At 72.5% G+C, this 15,049-nt stretch carries 16 protein-coding genes and 3 tRNA genes; 8 read left to right on the top strand and 11 right to left on the bottom strand.

Annotated elements, in window-relative coordinates; all coding sequences use genetic code 11:
- Window positions 1-46: 46 nt before the first annotated feature.
- Window positions 47-1,285: an MFS transporter gene (locus AC1DWH_RS14595; RefSeq protein WP_477094277.1), complete on the bottom strand. Its 1,239-nt coding sequence runs from the start codon at window positions 1,283-1,285 to the stop codon at window positions 47-49.
- A 36-nt stretch (window positions 1,286-1,321) separates the two neighbouring features.
- Window positions 1,322-2,695 carry an MFS transporter gene (locus AC1DWH_RS14590; RefSeq protein ID WP_477094276.1) on the bottom strand — a complete coding sequence of 458 codons (1,374 nt, stop codon included), beginning with the start codon at window positions 2,693-2,695 and terminating at the stop codon, window positions 1,322-1,324.
- 178 nt (window positions 2,696-2,873) lie between these two features.
- On the opposite strand from AC1DWH_RS14590, the gene AC1DWH_RS14585 reads away from it, so the two are divergent.
- Window positions 2,874-3,938, top strand: coding sequence for a LacI family DNA-binding transcriptional regulator (locus AC1DWH_RS14585; RefSeq protein ID WP_456845705.1), 1,065 nt, complete (start codon window positions 2,874-2,876; stop codon window positions 3,936-3,938).
- On the opposite strand, the gene AC1DWH_RS14580 is transcribed toward AC1DWH_RS14585, so the two are convergent.
- The 5 genes from AC1DWH_RS14580 to AC1DWH_RS14560 all read right to left on the bottom strand — a co-directional run bounded on the left by AC1DWH_RS14580 (window position 3,931) and on the right by AC1DWH_RS14560 (window position 5,265).
- On the bottom strand, window positions 3,931-4,344 hold the full coding sequence (locus tag AC1DWH_RS14580; RefSeq protein WP_456845690.1) for a MaoC family dehydratase: 414 nt from the start codon (window positions 4,342-4,344) through the stop codon (window positions 3,931-3,933). The two genes, AC1DWH_RS14585 and AC1DWH_RS14580, sit on opposite strands and share 8 nt — an antisense overlap.
- The gene (locus AC1DWH_RS14575) at window positions 4,341-4,790 is read right to left on the bottom strand and encodes an FAS1-like dehydratase domain-containing protein (RefSeq protein WP_477094275.1); all 450 of its coding nucleotides are present in this window, start codon (window positions 4,788-4,790) and stop codon (window positions 4,341-4,343) included. Before AC1DWH_RS14575 ends, AC1DWH_RS14580 begins: the two co-directional genes overlap by 4 nt.
- Window positions 4,791-4,800: 10 nt before the next feature.
- Complete coding sequence (gene rpmG, locus AC1DWH_RS14570; RefSeq protein ID WP_029290226.1) at window positions 4,801-4,971, bottom strand: 50S ribosomal protein L33; 171 nt, start codon at window positions 4,969-4,971, stop codon at window positions 4,801-4,803.
- Between the two features lie 86 nt (window positions 4,972-5,057).
- Window positions 5,058-5,131: transfer RNA gene (locus AC1DWH_RS14565), tRNA-Met, on the bottom strand.
- Window positions 5,132-5,192: 61 nt separating this feature from the next.
- Window positions 5,193-5,265: transfer RNA gene (locus AC1DWH_RS14560), tRNA-Thr, on the bottom strand.
- Window positions 5,266-5,393: 128 nt separating this feature from the next.
- Here AC1DWH_RS14560 and AC1DWH_RS14555 point away from each other — a divergent pair.
- Window positions 5,394-5,858 (top strand): hypothetical protein, encoded by a 465-nt coding sequence (locus tag AC1DWH_RS14555; RefSeq protein ID WP_477094274.1) that lies wholly within the window; start codon window positions 5,394-5,396, stop codon window positions 5,856-5,858.
- Window positions 5,859-5,960: 102 nt separating this feature from the next.
- On the opposite strand, the gene AC1DWH_RS14550 is transcribed toward AC1DWH_RS14555, so the two are convergent.
- Window positions 5,961-6,042, bottom strand: a tRNA-Tyr gene (locus AC1DWH_RS14550).
- Between the two features lie 167 nt (window positions 6,043-6,209).
- Between AC1DWH_RS14550 and AC1DWH_RS14545 the strand changes: the two genes are divergently transcribed.
- A complete protein-coding gene (locus AC1DWH_RS14545; protein WP_456845693.1) occupies window positions 6,210-6,713 on the top strand; it encodes a YajQ family cyclic di-GMP-binding protein in 504 nt (167 codons plus the stop codon).
- Window positions 6,714-6,785: 72 nt separating this feature from the next.
- Entirely contained in the window at window positions 6,786-8,129 is a 1,344-nt protein-coding gene (locus AC1DWH_RS14540; RefSeq protein WP_477094273.1) for a hypothetical protein, read from the top strand.
- Window positions 8,130-8,140: 11 nt separating this feature from the next.
- On the opposite strand, the gene htpX is transcribed toward AC1DWH_RS14540, so the two are convergent.
- On the bottom strand, window positions 8,141-9,025 hold the full coding sequence (htpX, locus tag AC1DWH_RS14535; protein ID WP_456845694.1) for a zinc metalloprotease HtpX: 885 nt from the start codon (window positions 9,023-9,025) through the stop codon (window positions 8,141-8,143).
- Between the two features lie 118 nt (window positions 9,026-9,143).
- On the opposite strand from htpX, the gene AC1DWH_RS14530 reads away from it, so the two are divergent.
- The 3 genes from AC1DWH_RS14530 to AC1DWH_RS14520 are packed head-to-tail and all read left to right on the top strand — an operon-like array spanning window position 9,144 to window position 11,622.
- Window positions 9,144-9,977 (top strand): ABC transporter substrate-binding protein, encoded by an 834-nt coding sequence (locus AC1DWH_RS14530; RefSeq protein ID WP_477094272.1) that lies wholly within the window; start codon window positions 9,144-9,146, stop codon window positions 9,975-9,977.
- Window positions 9,974-10,840: an amino acid ABC transporter permease gene (locus AC1DWH_RS14525; RefSeq protein WP_477094271.1), complete on the top strand. Its 867-nt coding sequence runs from the start codon at window positions 9,974-9,976 to the stop codon at window positions 10,838-10,840. The genes AC1DWH_RS14530 and AC1DWH_RS14525 overlap by 4 nt, the downstream gene beginning before the upstream one ends.
- Window positions 10,837-11,622 carry an amino acid ABC transporter ATP-binding protein gene (locus tag AC1DWH_RS14520; RefSeq protein ID WP_477094270.1) on the top strand — a complete coding sequence of 262 codons (786 nt, stop codon included), beginning with the start codon at window positions 10,837-10,839 and terminating at the stop codon, window positions 11,620-11,622. Before AC1DWH_RS14525 ends, AC1DWH_RS14520 begins: the two co-directional genes overlap by 4 nt.
- 75 nt (window positions 11,623-11,697) lie before the next feature.
- Here AC1DWH_RS14520 and AC1DWH_RS14515 read toward each other — a convergent pair whose 3' ends face one another.
- Window positions 11,698-13,071 carry an FAD-dependent oxidoreductase gene (locus tag AC1DWH_RS14515; RefSeq protein WP_477094269.1) on the bottom strand — a complete coding sequence of 458 codons (1,374 nt, stop codon included), beginning with the start codon at window positions 13,069-13,071 and terminating at the stop codon, window positions 11,698-11,700.
- A gap of 243 nt (window positions 13,072-13,314) precedes the next feature.
- Here AC1DWH_RS14515 and rarD point away from each other — a divergent pair, with 243 nt between their 5' ends.
- Window positions 13,315-14,271 (top strand): EamA family transporter RarD, encoded by a 957-nt coding sequence (gene rarD, locus AC1DWH_RS14510; protein WP_477094268.1) that lies wholly within the window; start codon window positions 13,315-13,317, stop codon window positions 14,269-14,271.
- Here rarD and AC1DWH_RS14505 read toward each other — a convergent pair.
- On the bottom strand, window positions 14,258-14,992 hold the full coding sequence (locus tag AC1DWH_RS14505; RefSeq protein WP_477094267.1) for a PP2C family protein-serine/threonine phosphatase: 735 nt from the start codon (window positions 14,990-14,992) through the stop codon (window positions 14,258-14,260). The genes rarD and AC1DWH_RS14505 overlap by 14 nt on opposite strands.
- Window positions 14,993-15,049: the final 57 nt, after the last annotated feature.

Raw genomic sequence — 15,049 nt, 5'->3', positions numbered from 1 at the left:
CCGGCGAGCAGTCAGCCGTGCTCAGCTCAGTCTGCACACGCTCAGGCTAGCCGCGGTTCTTCAGCGGGGCCGCGGCGTTCACCACGAGCAGACCCAGCACGACCGGCACGATGATGACCAGCAGGGCGTGCCGGTAGCCGACCTGCTGGGCCAGCAGGCCGAGCAGGGGCGGGCCGGCGAGGAACGCGCTGTAGCCGATGGTCGACACGACGCTGACGCGCGCGGCGGCCCGGATCGGGTCGTCCGCGGCGGCGCTCATACCCACCGGGAAGCCCAGCGCGGCGCCCGCGCCCCACGCGACGATGCCCACGATCGCGAGGCCCAGGTGCCCGGCGAGGCCGAAGACCAGCAGGCCCACGATCGACAGGGCGGCGCACAGCCGCAGGATCGTCACGCGCCCGTACCGGTCGAGCAGGGTGGTCCCGAACCACCGCATCGCGGTCATCGCGCTGACGAAGATCGCGAACGCGAACGCGCCGATCGCGTGCGGGACGTCGAAGCCGTCGACGACCGACAGGCTCACCCAGTCGTTGGCGGCGCCCTCGGTCAGCGCGGCCGCCAGCACGACGAGGCCGATGAGCAGCGTGCGCGGCTCGAGCCAGGCCGCGAGTGCCCCGCGGGCACCCTTCCCGGTCTCGGCCGACGCGTGCCGCACCTCCGGCTCGTCGGCCAGCGGAAGGAACCGGCGCACCGCGAAGGCGACGCCGATCACGGAGAGCACCACGACGACCGGCACGTGCACGACGACCGGGATATGCAGCCAGGCCGCGACGGCGGCGACCCCGGCGGCGGCGACCGTGCCGAACGAGAACCCCGCGTGGTAGCGCGGCATGATCGTCCGCCCGAGCAGCTGCTCGACGGCGGCACCCTCCACGTTCATCGACGCGTCCCACACGCCCGTGCCGACGCCGAACAGCACGAGCCCGAAGCCGACGACGACGACCTCGCCGAGCGCGACGCCGACGGACGCGACGACCAGGCCGGTGGCGTTGAGGATCGCGAACGCCAGCACCGTGCGACGGGCGCCCAGCCGCTCGATGACCATGCCCGACAGCGGCAGCGCGACCAGGGAGCCGACGGCGCCGACCAGGAGCAGCAGGCCCATCTGCGCCGGGTCGAAGCCCAGCCCGTCGCGGATGGCCGGCAGGCGTGCGGCCCACGTCGCGAAGTTGAAGCCGTTGAGGAAGAACACGGCGAACACGGCGAGCGAGGCACCCTCCACGGCCTTGGCCACGGGCGCGCTCGACCGGGTCAGCTCGTCGTCGTGTCCCGCTGGCGTCGTCATCGGCCCTCCGGTGCTCATGATGTCGTCCGATCTGGGTCAGGTCACGCGCACGAGGCGGCGGCGGGTACGGCGGCGGCGGTCGGCCGCCAGGTGGTCGGCGTGCCGGGTGGCGATCGCACCGAGCGGGTCCGGGTCGACATCCGCAAGGTGGACGAACGGCTCGTCGCCCTCGGGACGGGCGGGCGCCTCCGAGATCGACGCTGTCTCGGGAGCCACGCGCCCGGCCAGCACGACGCTGGCCACCATCGCGACCGCAATGAACACCAGGGCGTGCCGGGCGCCGGTCGAGGCGGCCGCGATGCCGAGCAGCGGCGGCGCCGCGATCGAGGCCACCGAGGCGAACGACGAGACGACGGCGACCCGGCCGGCGGCGCGCATCGGGTCGTCGGACGCCGCTGCGATGCCGACGGGGACGGCCAGCGCGGCGCCGAAGCCCCACAGCACGATGCCGACGCCGGCGAGCACCAGCGAGGGCGCGAAGCCGAACAGGAGCAGGCCGACGATCGACACCAGCCCCGACACGCGCAGCACCGGCACGCGGCCGAACCGGTCGATCAGCCGGGTGCCCAGCAGCCGGACCAGGGTCATCGCGCCGACGAAGACGCCGAGCATCGCGCCGCCGACCGCCTCGGGCTGGGCGAAGCCGTCGACCACCGCGAGGGACAGCCAGTCGTTGGCGGACCCCTCGGACAGGGCCGCGGCCATGATGACGACGCCGATCAGCAGGGTGCGGGGCTCGCGCCAGGAGTCCAGGGCGGTCGCGATGCGACGACCGCGGCCGGCCGTGGCCACGCGCGGCGCCGGGAGGACGGACCGCGGCCGGTCGCCGGGCGCGTCGGCCAGCACGACCCCGCTCAGCGAGGCCAGCCGCCACACCACGGCGAGCGCGGCGACGGCGGTGAACTGCACGGCGACCGGGATGCCGAGGTGCGACGCCGTGGCGCCCAGCGCGGAGCCGGTCACGGCGCCGATGGAGAAGGCCGCGTGGAACTGCGGGATGACCGTGCGGCCCATCGCGCGCTCGATGCGGGCGGACTCGACGTTGAGCGGCACGTTGCCCAGCGCGACCGCGACGCCGTTGAGGAAGATCCCGACGCCGAGCAGGGCGAGCGAGCCGACGGTGGGCCCGACGCCCATGAGCACGAGCGCGACCGCGAGGACGCCCGTCGACGCGATGATCCCCACCCGGCTGCCGAACCGCTGCACGACGATGCCCGAGACCGTCACCGTCATCAGCGCGCCCACGGACCCGATGAGCAGCATCACGCCGAGCTCGGCGGTGGACAGGTCCAGCAGGTCGCGGACGGTGGGGATGCGGGCGAGCCAGCTGGAGAAGGTGATCCCGGCGAGGGCGAACAGGCCCATGAGGAGCCGACGGGCTCGGGTCACGGCGGGGGCGGGGTGGCGCACGGCTTGCTCCATCGGGCTGGCTTCGAGTGCGTATCGAATCGATTCGATCGTGCGCCGTCGCCGTCGGTCGAATCGATTTGAGGGACGGCGTCATTCTGCGGGTACGCTGGCCGCTGCGTCAAACGCTTTGCTCGTCGCGTCCACCCGTGGCCCCGCGGCGCCGACCCGGAGGTTGACCCTGTCTCCGCACCGTCCCACCCTGGCCGACGTCGCCGCTGCGGCGCACGTCTCGGTGTCGACCGCCTCGCTCGCGTTCTCGGGCGCCGGGCCCATCGCCGCGGCCACCCGCCAGCGGGTCCTGGACGCCGCGGCCTCGCTCGACTACTCGGGCCCGAACCCGCTCGGTCGCCAGCTGCGCCGCGGCCGGTCGGGCATCGTCGGTGTCGTGGTGGGCGACTCGCTGCGCCGCTCGTTCCGCGACCCCGTGTCCATCCAGGTGCTCGACGGGCTGGTCAGCACGCTGGGCTCGCTCGACCTCGGCGTCCTGCTGATCCCCGGCTCCAGCGACCCGAGCGGCCCGGCGGTCGACCCCCTGCTGGAATCTGCGGCCATGGACGTCGCCGTGATCATGTGGGGCGGCACCACCGACGACCCGATGCTGGGTGCGCTGCGGCGGCGCGGGATCCCGACCGTCCTGGTCGAGGGCCAGCACCAGAGCGACGTCAGCTCCGTGGGGATCGACGACCGCGGCGGCATGCGGCAGGCGGCAGAGCACCTGCTCGCGCTCGGCCACACCCGCATCGCCACGGTGACGCTCCCGTTCGACCGGTCCCGCGGCGAGGGGCTCGTCCCGCCGGACGCCATGGGTCACCTGGACTGGGAGATCACGCGCCGCCGCATGGCCGGGATCACCGACGCGGGCATCACGCCGGTCGCGATCTGGGAGACGCCCGCATCGCTGGTCGAGCACGGCCGCACGGCCGGCACCGCGCTGCTCTCCGTCGACGACCGCCCGACCGCGATCGCCTGCCAGTCCGACCTGCTCGCGTCCGGTGTGGTGCTGGCGGCCCGCGAGCTCGGGCTGCGTGTGCCCGAGGACGTGTCGGTCAGCGGGTTCGACGGGCTCGACCTGCCCTGGCTCCGGCCGGACATCCTCACGACCGTCGTGCAGCCGCTGGAGCAGAAGGGCGCGGCCGTCGGGCACGCGGTCGAGGAGTTCCTGGCCGGCGAGGGCCCGTCGACGCGGGAGCTGCCGGTGGAGCTGCGGATCGGGACCACGACCGGCCCCGCGCCGGTCAGCTGAGCCGGACGACCGCCTGGGCCTTGCCCAGCACCCGGACGCCGTCGACGGCGACCGTCAGGTCGATGCGCGCCGTGCCTGCCTCGGGGTCGAGGGCGCCGACGACGGCGACGACCTCGATGGTCGCAGCGCCCGGGTCGGGCACCGGGACCGGGCGCGTGAACCGCACCTGGTAGTCGAGCACCGCACCGGGGTCGCCCGCCCAGTCGGCGACGACGCTCACGGCCGCGCCCATGGTCCACATGCCGTGCGCGATGACGCCCGGCAGCCCGACCGAGGTGGCGACGCGGTCGTTCCAGTGGATGGGGTTGAAGTCGCCGCTCGCGCCGGCGTACCGGACCAGGCGCGCGCGGTCGACGGTGATCTCGCGGCGGGCGACCTCGTCGCCGACGGTCAGCTCGACGGTCATGACTCCTCCGGGCGGACGGCCAGCGTGGAGACGACGGTCGCGACGGGCTCGCCGTCCTCGGCCGCGATCTCGGCGCGCGTGGTGATCATGGCCAGGCCGGCGCGCACCGTGATCGAGTCGACGTGCAGCACCGTGACCAGGCGGTCGCCCGCGTGGATGGGCCGGTGGTGCGTGAAGCGCTCGTCGGCGTGCACGACACGGCTGAAGTCGATGCCCGCGGCGGGGTCCTCGAACAGCTGGGCCTCGGCCCGCTGGGCCACGACAACGGCAAACGTCGGCGGCGCGATGACGTCGGGATACCCGAGCGTGCGCGCCACCGACGGATCCGTGTGGGCCTGGTGGGAGGCGCCGACAGCGTCGGCGAACTCCTGCAGCTTCTGACGGCCTACCTCGTAGGCCTCGGTCGGCGGGTACTGACGTCCCGCGTACCCGACATCGACCGGCATGAGACCGAGGTCAGCGGGTCTCGCGGTGCAGGGTGTGCCGGTTGTCGCGGGGGCAGAACTTCTTCATCTCGAGACGGTCGGGGTCGTTCCGACGGTTCTTCTTGGTGATGTAGTTCCGCTCCTTGCACTCCGTGCACGCGAGCGTGATCTTCGGACGGACGTCCGAGCTCTTGCTGGCCATGGTCTTGCCACCTCTCGCACCCGGTACGGGATGCATGCGATCTCGTCATTGCGCGCCGGCCGACGCGCTGTTGTGTCACTTGGCGGTAGCGGGAGCGGGACTCGAACCCGCGACACCACGATTATGAGCCGTGTGCTCTAACCACCTGAGCTACCCCGCCATGTCGATGCATCCACGGTCCGTGCCGCGGAATCACGGCACTTCCTTCGAACACACCACAGAGCCCCGAAAGGGAATCGAACCCTTGACCTTCTCCTTACCATGGAGACGCTCTGCCGACTGAGCTATCGGGGCAGCGCGAGCAAGGTTACACGGGCCCTGGGGTGCTCGCGAAATCGGCCGCCGTGCCGTGCGTCACCGCCCCATGCCTAAACGATTCATCTCATGGTCGGCGCCGCTCGCCGCGTGCCACGATCCGGCCCATGCGCCAGCCCCGACGCAGCACCGTTGCTGCCCTCACGCTCTGTGCCGCCCTCCTGCTCAGCACCGCCGCGTGCACGGGTGACGACGCCGACGACCCCGCCGCGCCCGCCTCGTCGGCACCCGCCGACGCCACGACGTGGCCGACCGCGATCGACCCGACCGCCACGGCGGACCCGTTCTGGGTGGTGTGGACCGACGTCACCGAGACCGGCGACGGGGACACCGCGGCGCTCCAGCCGTCGATCGACTCGCTCTCTTCGCTCGGCTACCAGACCCTCCCGTGGGACCCCGCGTGCCAGAGCGGGGCCGAGGAGCAGCTGGCGGGCCTGACCGGGTTCGCCGACCCGCTCGGGGTCGGCGTCGCGTTCGGGTCCGCGCAGGACGCCGGCACGTTCGACACCCTCTACGACGGGGCGACGGTCTCGCTGACCGAGGGCACCTACACCTGCGGCGCCTCGTCCTGACCTTCGCGCGCACGGGCCGTCCTCGACCTCGGGGGCGGCCCGTCGCCGTCGGCCGGGAACGACGAACGGCCGCTCTCACGAGGAGAGCGGCCGTCCGGTCCGTGGCGGGTGAGGGATTCGAACCCCCGTAGGCGTTGCCAGCTGATTTACAGTCAGCCCCCTTTGGCCACTCGGGTAACCCGCCAGGGTGTGCCCGCCGACCGAGAGGACGCCCCAGGGGCGAACGCGCGTGCAGCGTGCGGGTGGAAGGATAGCAACTCCCGGGCAGTGCTCGCGAAACGCAGGCGAGCACCACGAGCACTGACGCCCACGAGACCAGTCCGCGCGACCGCGGGCAGCAGGAGGAGAGCCATGGCGAGCGAAGCCTCGTTCGACGTCGTCAGCAAGGTCGACCACCAGGAGGTGGACAACGCCCTCAACCAGGCCTCGAAGGAGATCGCCCAGCGCTACGACTTCAAGGGCGTCGGCGCCTCGATCGCGTGGAGCGGCGAGAAGATCCTGATGATCGCCAACTCCTCCGAGCGCGTGCTGGCCGTCCTCGACGTCTTCCAGACGAAACTGATCCGGCGCGGCATCTCGCTGAAGTCGCTGGACACCGGCGAGGACGGGCCCGAGCCCAAGCCGTCCGGCAAGGAGTACCGGCTCGAGGCGCTGATCAAGGAGGGCCTGAGCAGCGAGATCGCCAAGAAAGTGGCGAAGATCATCCGCGACGAGGGCCCGAAGGGCATCAAGACGCAGATCCAGGGCGACGAGCTACGGGTCTCCGGCAAGAGCCGCGACGAGCTGCAGGCCGTGATCGCGCTGCTCAAGGGCGCCGACGTCGACGCCGACCTGCAGTTCACCAACTACCGCTGACCTCGCCGCCGCCGTCGGGTGCCGCGGGCAGCGGCCGACCGGCGGCGCACGTCCGCGCCTACGCTGCCGACTGTGGCACCGTCGGCATCGCGGCCGGTTCCCGCCCCGGCGGACGCCAGGGCGTGGTCGGCGCGGGTGCCGAGGCGGGTGCTGACGATCGGCGCACCTGCATTCGTGCTCGCCGTCGTGATCTGGACGGGCGACAGCGGCGGCGACGACGTCGCGCTGACCGCCGACGAGATCGCCTCGTGGTGGTGGAGCGCGCAGTCGATCGCTTACGGACTCGTCCTGGCGTCGATACCTCTGCTCCTCGTGCGTCCCCAGGAGACGATCGGCTGGGCCGTCGCAGGGATGCTCGGCTTGCTCGTCGGGCCGGGGTGGGACCTCTGGGCGACGGTCGTCCTCGCCGCGGGTGCCGTGCTGGCTCTCCTCGCCGTCGCCGATGCGGCGGGCGCGTCGCGGCAGCGCCGGCTCGCGCGGGGCTGGGGCGCCCCTGAGCCCGTCCCGGAGTGCGACGAGGCCACGCGGGCGGCCTACGTCCGGTGGCGTGCTGTCCCCGTGGTCGGCTTCCTCGCGTTCGGTGTCGCCGGTGGTTTCGCCGTCGCGAGCTGGCTGCAGGAGGACCGGGACGACCGCGCCTTTCACGAGGTGGCTGCGCGGAACGACGGTGTCGTCGTCGCCGTTGCCGAGGACTCGTACTCCGTGCGCGTCCGCCTCGACGGGGGCGTCGTCGTCCGGGTTGCCACACCCGTGACGTACCCGGTCGTCGGCGACGACGTCCAGGTGCTCACGGCACCGGGCACCGACCGACGGGAGCTCGTCTCCGATCCGTACGACCCGACCGACTCCTTGATCACCGCAGCGTTCCTTCTGCTGCCGGCGCTGGTCCTCGCGCTGAGCGAGATCAAGCGTCGCCGTGCAGCACGGCGACTCATGGAGGCAGGGGGGCCGCTGCTGGACCTCGTCGCCGTCCCCAGCGGTCGGTGGGTCGAGCTTCGACCTGTGGACGCGCGAGGCTGGACGATGAGTCGCGTCCGGCTCCGTGGAGAGCTGGTGCTCGACCGCTCGGCCCTCGCCGCCGCGACCACGGGTGGCGTCGTCGACGCCCACGTGCCGCCGGCCGAGATCGTGGTCGACGACGTCCACGACAGCGACGCGCCGACCGGAGCGTCGGTTTACGGGTATCCGACGCCCGCCGACCCGTACCCGGGGGGCGACGCCGACGGGACTGCGGTACCGGACCGCGCAACCGCGCGACATCTTGCCCAGTCCCGAATCACCGTCGTCCAGGTGCACGGGCTCCTGGCCCAAGGCGACTTCCCGCTCGTGCGCACGGCGGACGGACGATGGTTGGTCGCGCGCCGGGCCGCCCGCGACAACCGGCTTCGGGTGCCCGCGTCGTGGTGGGACGCCTGACCCGCCGCCGGTCAGTAGCGCTCGATGCCGCCCTGCGCGCCGGCCTGCTTCTCGAGGCGGGCGATGCGGTCGGCCATGGGCGGGTGGGTCGAGAAGAGCCGACCCATGCCGGCGCCGCGGAACGGGTTGGCGATCATCAGGTGCGAGACGTCGACCAGCTGGCGGTCCTGCGGGAGCGGGCGCGCCTGGGTGCCCTGCTCGAGCTTGCGCAGGGCCGAAGCGAGCGCGAGGGGGTCGTTGGTGAGCCGGGCGCCGTCCTCGTCGGCGTCGTACTCGCGGGTGCGGCTGATGGCGAGCTGGATGATCGTGGCGGCGATGGGCGCGAGCAGGGCCAGGAGCAGGCCGGCGAGGGGGTTGCCGCCGCGGTCCCGGTCGCTGCCGCCGCCGAAGAAGAGCGCGAACTGCGCGAGCGAGGTGATGACGCCGGCCACCGCCGCGGCGACGGAGGACGTGAGGATGTCGCGGTTGTAGACGTGCATGAGCTCGTGCCCGAGGACGCCGCGCAGCTCGCGCTCGTCGAGCAGCTGCAGGATGCCCTCGGTGCAGCACACGGCGGCGTTCTTCGGGTTGCGACCCGTGGCGAACGCGTTGGGGGCGGCCGTCGGCGAGATGTAGAGCCGCGGCATGGGCTGGCGGGCGGCCGTGGAGAGCTCCCGCACGATGCGGTACATGGCGGGCTGCTCGATCTCGCTGACCGGCCGGGCCTTCATGGCGCGGATGGCGATCTTGTCGGAGTTCCAGTACCCGTAGGCCGTCATCACCAGACCGAGGACGGTGAACAGCAGCAGGTACTTCGAGGTGCCGCCGCCGAGCAGCCAGCCGATGCCGAGCAGGACGGCCCACATCGCGCCGAAGAGCGCTGCCGTCTTGACCCCGTTGTAGTGCTGGTGACCCATCGTCCCTCTCTCCGTTCACGTGCGTGCCACCCGTGGAACGCGTGCCGTTGCGCGCGGGTTCCCTCGTATCCTTGCCCCACTTCCCCACGACAGCCCCTCGGAGATCACCGTGAACGCCGTGCGCACAGCCCGCTGGACCGCCCTCGCAGCCCTCGCCGCCCTGGCGCTCGCCGCGTGTGCGCCTACCGACGACGCGGGGACCGCCCCGAGCGACGGCAGCCTCGCCACGGTGAACGAGGGTGTGCTGACCATCGCCACCTCGGACCCCGCGTACGAGCCGTGGGTCGTGGACAACGACCCGAGCAGCGGCAAGGGCTTCGAGTCGGCCGTGGCGTACGCCGTCGCGGACCAGCTCGGCTTCGACAAGGACCACGTGAAGTGGGAGGTCGCGAGCTTCGACCAGATCATCGCGCCCGGTGCCAAGAAGTTCGACTTCGCGATCAACCAGGTGTCGATCAGCGACGAGCGCAAGGCCAACCTCGACTTCTCGTCGCCGTACTACACGACCACGCAGGCCGTCGTGACGCTCGAGAGCTCCCCGGGCGCGGCCGCGAAGTCGCTCGCCGACCTCAAGGGCCTCAAGATCGGCGCCATGGTCGGCACGACCAGCCTCACGGCCGCCCAGGACGTCATCGACCCGACCACGCCCGTGTCGCCGTTCAACGACAACGACCAGGTCAAGCAGGCCCTCACGTCGGGCCTCGTGGACGCGATCGTCGTCGACCTGCCGACCGCGCTCTACATCACCGCGGCCGAGCTCGACGGCGGGATCCTGGTCGGGCAGCTGCCCGACAGCGCGGGCGGCGACCAGTTCGGGCTGGTGCTGGACAAGGGCAGCTCGCTGACGGGCCCGGTCACCGACGCCGTCGACGCGCTCGACGCCGACGGCACGCTGGGTGACCTCGAGGCGCAGTGGCTCACCGACGCCGCGGGTGCACCGGTCCTCCAGTGAGCTGGGTGCCCTCGGAGCGCCAGCAGGAGCGGGACGCCTACCGGCAGGCTCGCACCCGCCGGTCGACGCTCGTCGCCGTGGTCTCGACGATCGCGCTCGTCGCGGTCGCCGTCCTCGCGCTGACCTCGTCCCCGGGGTGGCCGCGGGTCAAGGCGTCGTTCTTCGACTGGGACGTCGCGACCGCGTCGTTCCCGGCGATCCTCCGCGGGCTGTGGCTGAACATCCGCGTCATGGCGGTCAGCGCGGTGTTCATCGTCATCTTCGCGATGATCCTGGCGCTCGCGCGCACCCTGCGGGGCCCGGTCTTCTACCCCGTCCGGGCGTTGGCCACCGGGTACGTCGACGTGTTCCGCGGGCTCCCGCTGATCCTCGTCCTGCTGCTCGTGGGCTTCGGGCTGCCGGGGCTGCGGCTCCAGGGCATCCCGACGTCCGCGGTCTGGCTCGGCGGGCTCGCGCTGGTGCTCACGTACTCCGCGTACGTGGCCGAGGTGTTCCGGGCGGGGATCGAGTCGATCCATCCGTCCCAGGTGGCCGCCGCGCGCTCGCTCGGCCTGACCCACGCGCAGGCGATGCGGCACGTGGTGCTTCCCCAGGCCGTGCGCCGGGTCGTCCCGCCGCTGCTCAACGACCTCGTCGCGCTGTCCAAGGACTCGGGCCTCATCTCGATCCTCGGGGCCATCGACGCCGTCCGAGCGGCGCAGATCGAGACCGCCCGCTACGCCAACTTCACGCCCTACGTCGTCGCCGGCGTGCTGTTCGTCGCCCTGACCATCCCGCTGACCCGCTTCACGGACGCGTTCGCGAAGCGCTCCGGCTGGGTGGGCTCGCAGGGCGCGCTGGCCGGCGGCGGGGCGCTGCGATGACCCCGGGCCGGATGCGCGACCCGATGCCCGGCAAGAAGCTCAGCCTGGGCGCGCCGCTGCTGTCGGTGAAGGGGGTCCGCAAGGCCTTCGGCGAGCACGTGGTCCTCGACGACCTGTCCCTCGACGTGCACAGCCACAAGGTCGTCGTGCTGATCGGCGCGTCCGGCTCCGGCAAGTCCACCCTGCTGCGCTGCATCGACCTGCTCGAGGACCTGGACGACGGCGTCATCGAGCTCGAGGGCCAGGACATCACCGACCCCCGCCTCGACGCCAACGCGGTCCGCGCCCGGATCGGCATGGTGTTCCAGGCCTACAACCTGTTCCCGCACCTGCGCGTCATCGACAACGTGACGCTCGCCCCGCGCCTGGTGCACAAGGTCCCGCGCGAGCAGGCGCTGGCCGAGGCCCTGGCCGTGCTCGAGCGGGTCGGGCTGGCCGACAAGGCGCAGGCGTTCCCCGACGAGCTGTCGGGCGGTCAGCAGCAGCGCGTCGCGATCGCCCGCGCGCTCGTCGGCAAGCCTGCCGTGATGCTGCTCGACGAGGTCACCAGCGCGCTCGACCCGGAGCTCGTCGGCGAGGTCCTCTCGCTGCTGGCGGAGCTCAAGCAGACCGGGCTGACGATGGTCGTCGCCACGCACGAGATGGGTTTCGCGCGCGAGGTCGCCGACGAGGTCTGCTTCCTGCACGAGGGACGCGTGCACGAGCGCGGCACGCCCGAGCAGGTGCTGGGGAACCCGCAGCAGGAGCGCACGCGCGAGTTCCTGCGCCGCATCACGGGCTGAGCGCGCCCCGCCAGACGGCAACGTCCGAGCAGGTACGGGCTCTGGCCTGCAGCTGCTCGGACGTCGCGGGTGGTTCTAGGCGCGACCGAGCGAGACCGACACCATCTCGTCGCGCGGGACCAGCTTCACGCGCTCGCGGCCGTGGGGCTCGCCCAGCGAGCGCTCGTAGGCGTCGAGGAGCTCCCAGCCCTGCCACGTGATGACGTCGACGCCGCGACCGGTGAGGAACTCCGTGACGGCCTCGGGGTCGCGGTCGGTGGCCGTGTAGAACGCCTCGCCGCCCTCGGCCACGTCCTCGCCGAGGTGACGGATGGTCTCCGACGCGTCCGACTTGGTGTGGCCGATGAGGCCGACCGGGCCGCGCTTGATCCAGCCCGTGGCGTACACGCCCGGCAGGTGCTCGCCGTCGACGTCGACCACCCGGCCCTCGCGGTTCGGGATGACGCCGGCGATGTCGTCGAACGGGATGTCGACCAGCGGCGAGCCGAAGTAGCCGACCGCGCGATAGACGGCCTCGACCGGCCAGTCGTGCGTCTGGCCCGTGCCGGTGACGTTCCCGTCGCCGTTCAGCGCGGTGCGCTCGGTGCGGATGCCGACGACGTGCCCGTCCTCGCCGAGGATCTCGACCGGCTTGTGCAGGAAGTGCAGGTGGATGCGCCGGCTCGCGGTGTTCTCCTCCGGCTCCTTCAGCGTCCAGTCCGTCAGGGTCTTGACCACCTGCTTGGTCTGGTTCGAGGAGTGGATGGCGGCCATCGAGCCCTCGTCGAAGTCGAAGTCCTCGGGGTAGACGATGACGTCGACGTCCGGGACGTGCCCGAGCTCGCGCAGCTCCAGCGGGGAGAACTTCACCTGGGCCGGGCCGCGGCGGGCGAACACGTGCACGTCGGTGACCGGCGAGGCATTCAGGATGTCGTAGACGTTGCCCGGCAGCTCGGTGGGCAGCAGGTCGTCGGCGTGCTTGGCCAGGATGCGGGCCACGTCGAGCGCCACGTTGCCGGCGCCGAGGACGGCCACGTGCTGCGCGTTCAGCGGCCACGTGCGCGGGACGTCCGGGTGGCCGTCGTACCAGGACACGAAGTCGGCGGCGCCGTAGGAGCCCTCGAGGTCGATGCCCGGGACCGGCAGCGAGGCGTCGCGGATCGACCCCGTGGAGAAGATGACGGCGTCGTAGAACTGGCGCAGGTCGTCCAGCTTGAGGTCCGTGCCGTAGTCGACGTTGGCCAGCAGGCGGATGTCGCCACGCTCGAGCACCTTGTGCAGCGCGACGATGATCTGCTTGATCCGCGGGTGGTCCGGCGCGACGCCGTACCGGACCAGGCCGAACGGCGCGGGCAGGCGCTCGAAGAGGTCGATGCTGACGTCGAGGTCGGTCTTCGACAGGATGTCGGCGGCGTAGATGCCGGCCGGTCCTGCGCCGACGACGGCCACTCGCAGAGTCGGGGTGCTCACGGGACGCGGGTGCCTTCCGATCAGGGGAGCCCTGCGGGGCGGGTGCGTCGTGCCGGTTGCGGACACGACCGACGGCACCGTGCAGGACTGTGCTCGGACCAGTGTAGGACCGCCGGTGAGGCGACCCTCAGCCGCGCGCCAGCATCTGGACATCCGTGAGACGGCTCGCGGCGGGTTCAGGGGCGGCGCGGCACACCTCCGGACCCGTCAACTGCCCCCGTCAACCACACCTAGGCTCCTCCCGTGCCCGACTCCCCCACGGCCGCCCGCCCGGCCATCGCCCCCTTGGACGCCCTCGGGCTCGCGGCCGGTGCCGGCGCCTACGTGCTCTGGGGGATCCTCCCGCTGTACTTCCCGCTGCTGCAGCCGGCGGGAGCGGTCGAGATCGTCGCGAACCGGGTGGTCTGGTCGCTGGTCTTCTGCGCCGTCCTGCTCGGGGTCACCCGGACGTGGGGCGCGTTCCTCGCCGCCCTGCGCCACCGGCGCACCCTCGGCCTGCTCTCGATCGCGGCGGTGCTGCTGGCGGTCAACTGGCTCGTGTTCGTGCTGGGCATCCTCACCGACCGCGTGGTGGACGCGGCGCTGGGGTACTACATCAACCCGCTGGTGACCGTCACGCTCGCGGTCGTCGTGCTGCGCGAGCGGTTGCGGGCGGTGCAGTGGGTGGCGCTCGGGTTCGGCGCCGCCGCCGTCGTCGTCATCACCGTCGGGTACGGGCAGCTGCCGTGGATCGCGCTGACCCTCGCGCTGAGCTTCGGGTTCTACGGCCTCATCAAGAACCGGGTGGGCCGCAGCGTCGGCGCCGTGCCGGGCCTCGCCGTGGAGACGCTCGTGCTCGCGCCGCTGGCGCTCGGCTACCTGGTGTGGCTCGGCGCCACCGGGACCGGGACGCTCACCACCGACGGCCTCGGGCACGCGCTGATCCTCGCCTCGTCGGGCGTGGTCACCGCCGTCCCGCTGCTGCTCTTCAACTCCGCGGCCCGACGCCTGCCGCTGTCCACCCTGGGACTCCTGCAGTACATCGCGCCGACCATCCAGCTCATCATCGGTGTCCTGGTGCTGGGCGAGCAGATGCCCGCCGCCCGCTGGTGGGGGTTCGGGCTGGTCTGGGTCGCCCTGGTGATCCTCACCGTCGACGGCGTGCGCACGGGCCGCGCCCAGCGCCTCGGTCGCCGCTCGGTCGAGGTCAGCGCCGGCTGAGCGTCGCGTCGACCACGATCGCGGTGACGTTGTCCCGGCCGCCCGCCGCCAGCGCCGCCGCGACCAACCGGTCCGCGGCCGCCTGCGCCTCGTCCTCGGCGCGCAGCTCGGCCTGGATCCGGGCGTCCGACAGCTCGTCGGTCAGCCCGTCCGAGCACACGAGCATGCGGTCCCCCGGGCTCACCGGGAGCAGCCACACGTCCGGCTCCACGTTGGACGCGCCGCCGCCGAGCACGCGCGTGACCACGTTCCGCCGCGGGTGGCGGCTCGCCTCGTCGGCGGGCACCAGGCCGCTGGCCACCAGCTCCGCGACCTCGGAGTGGTCGAGCGTGACCTGCTCGAGGACGCCGCCGGCCATCCGGTAGGTCCGCGAGTCACCCACGTTGACGACGAGCCAGCACGGGATGTCCCGGTGCTCGGTGAGCACCACACCCGTGGCCGTCGTGCCCGGGCGCCTGCCTGTCCTGGCCGGCAGGTCACGGACGGCGGCGTGCGCGGCACGGACGGTCCGGCGGGCGTCGTCCGGGCCCGGCACGCCCTCGGCCAGGCCCCGCAGCACCTCGATCGCCGTCCGGCTAGCCACCTCGCCGGCCTCGTGGCCACCCATGCCGTCCGCGACGAGGTACGCACCGTCCGCCGCCCAGACGCTGTCCTCGTTGCGCGCCCGCTGGCCCTGCGCGGTCGCGACCCCGACGTCCAGCCGGACGCGGTCGTCGATCATCGGACCGCCGCAGAGGTCGTCGGCGTGTGCACGACCACCTCCACCGGCTCGGACCGC

The organism is Cellulomonas sp. P2_F12 (assembly GCF_056403775.1).
The sequence above is the reverse complement of the archived record's forward strand: the minus strand, read 5'-3'. Positions and strand labels throughout refer to the sequence as shown.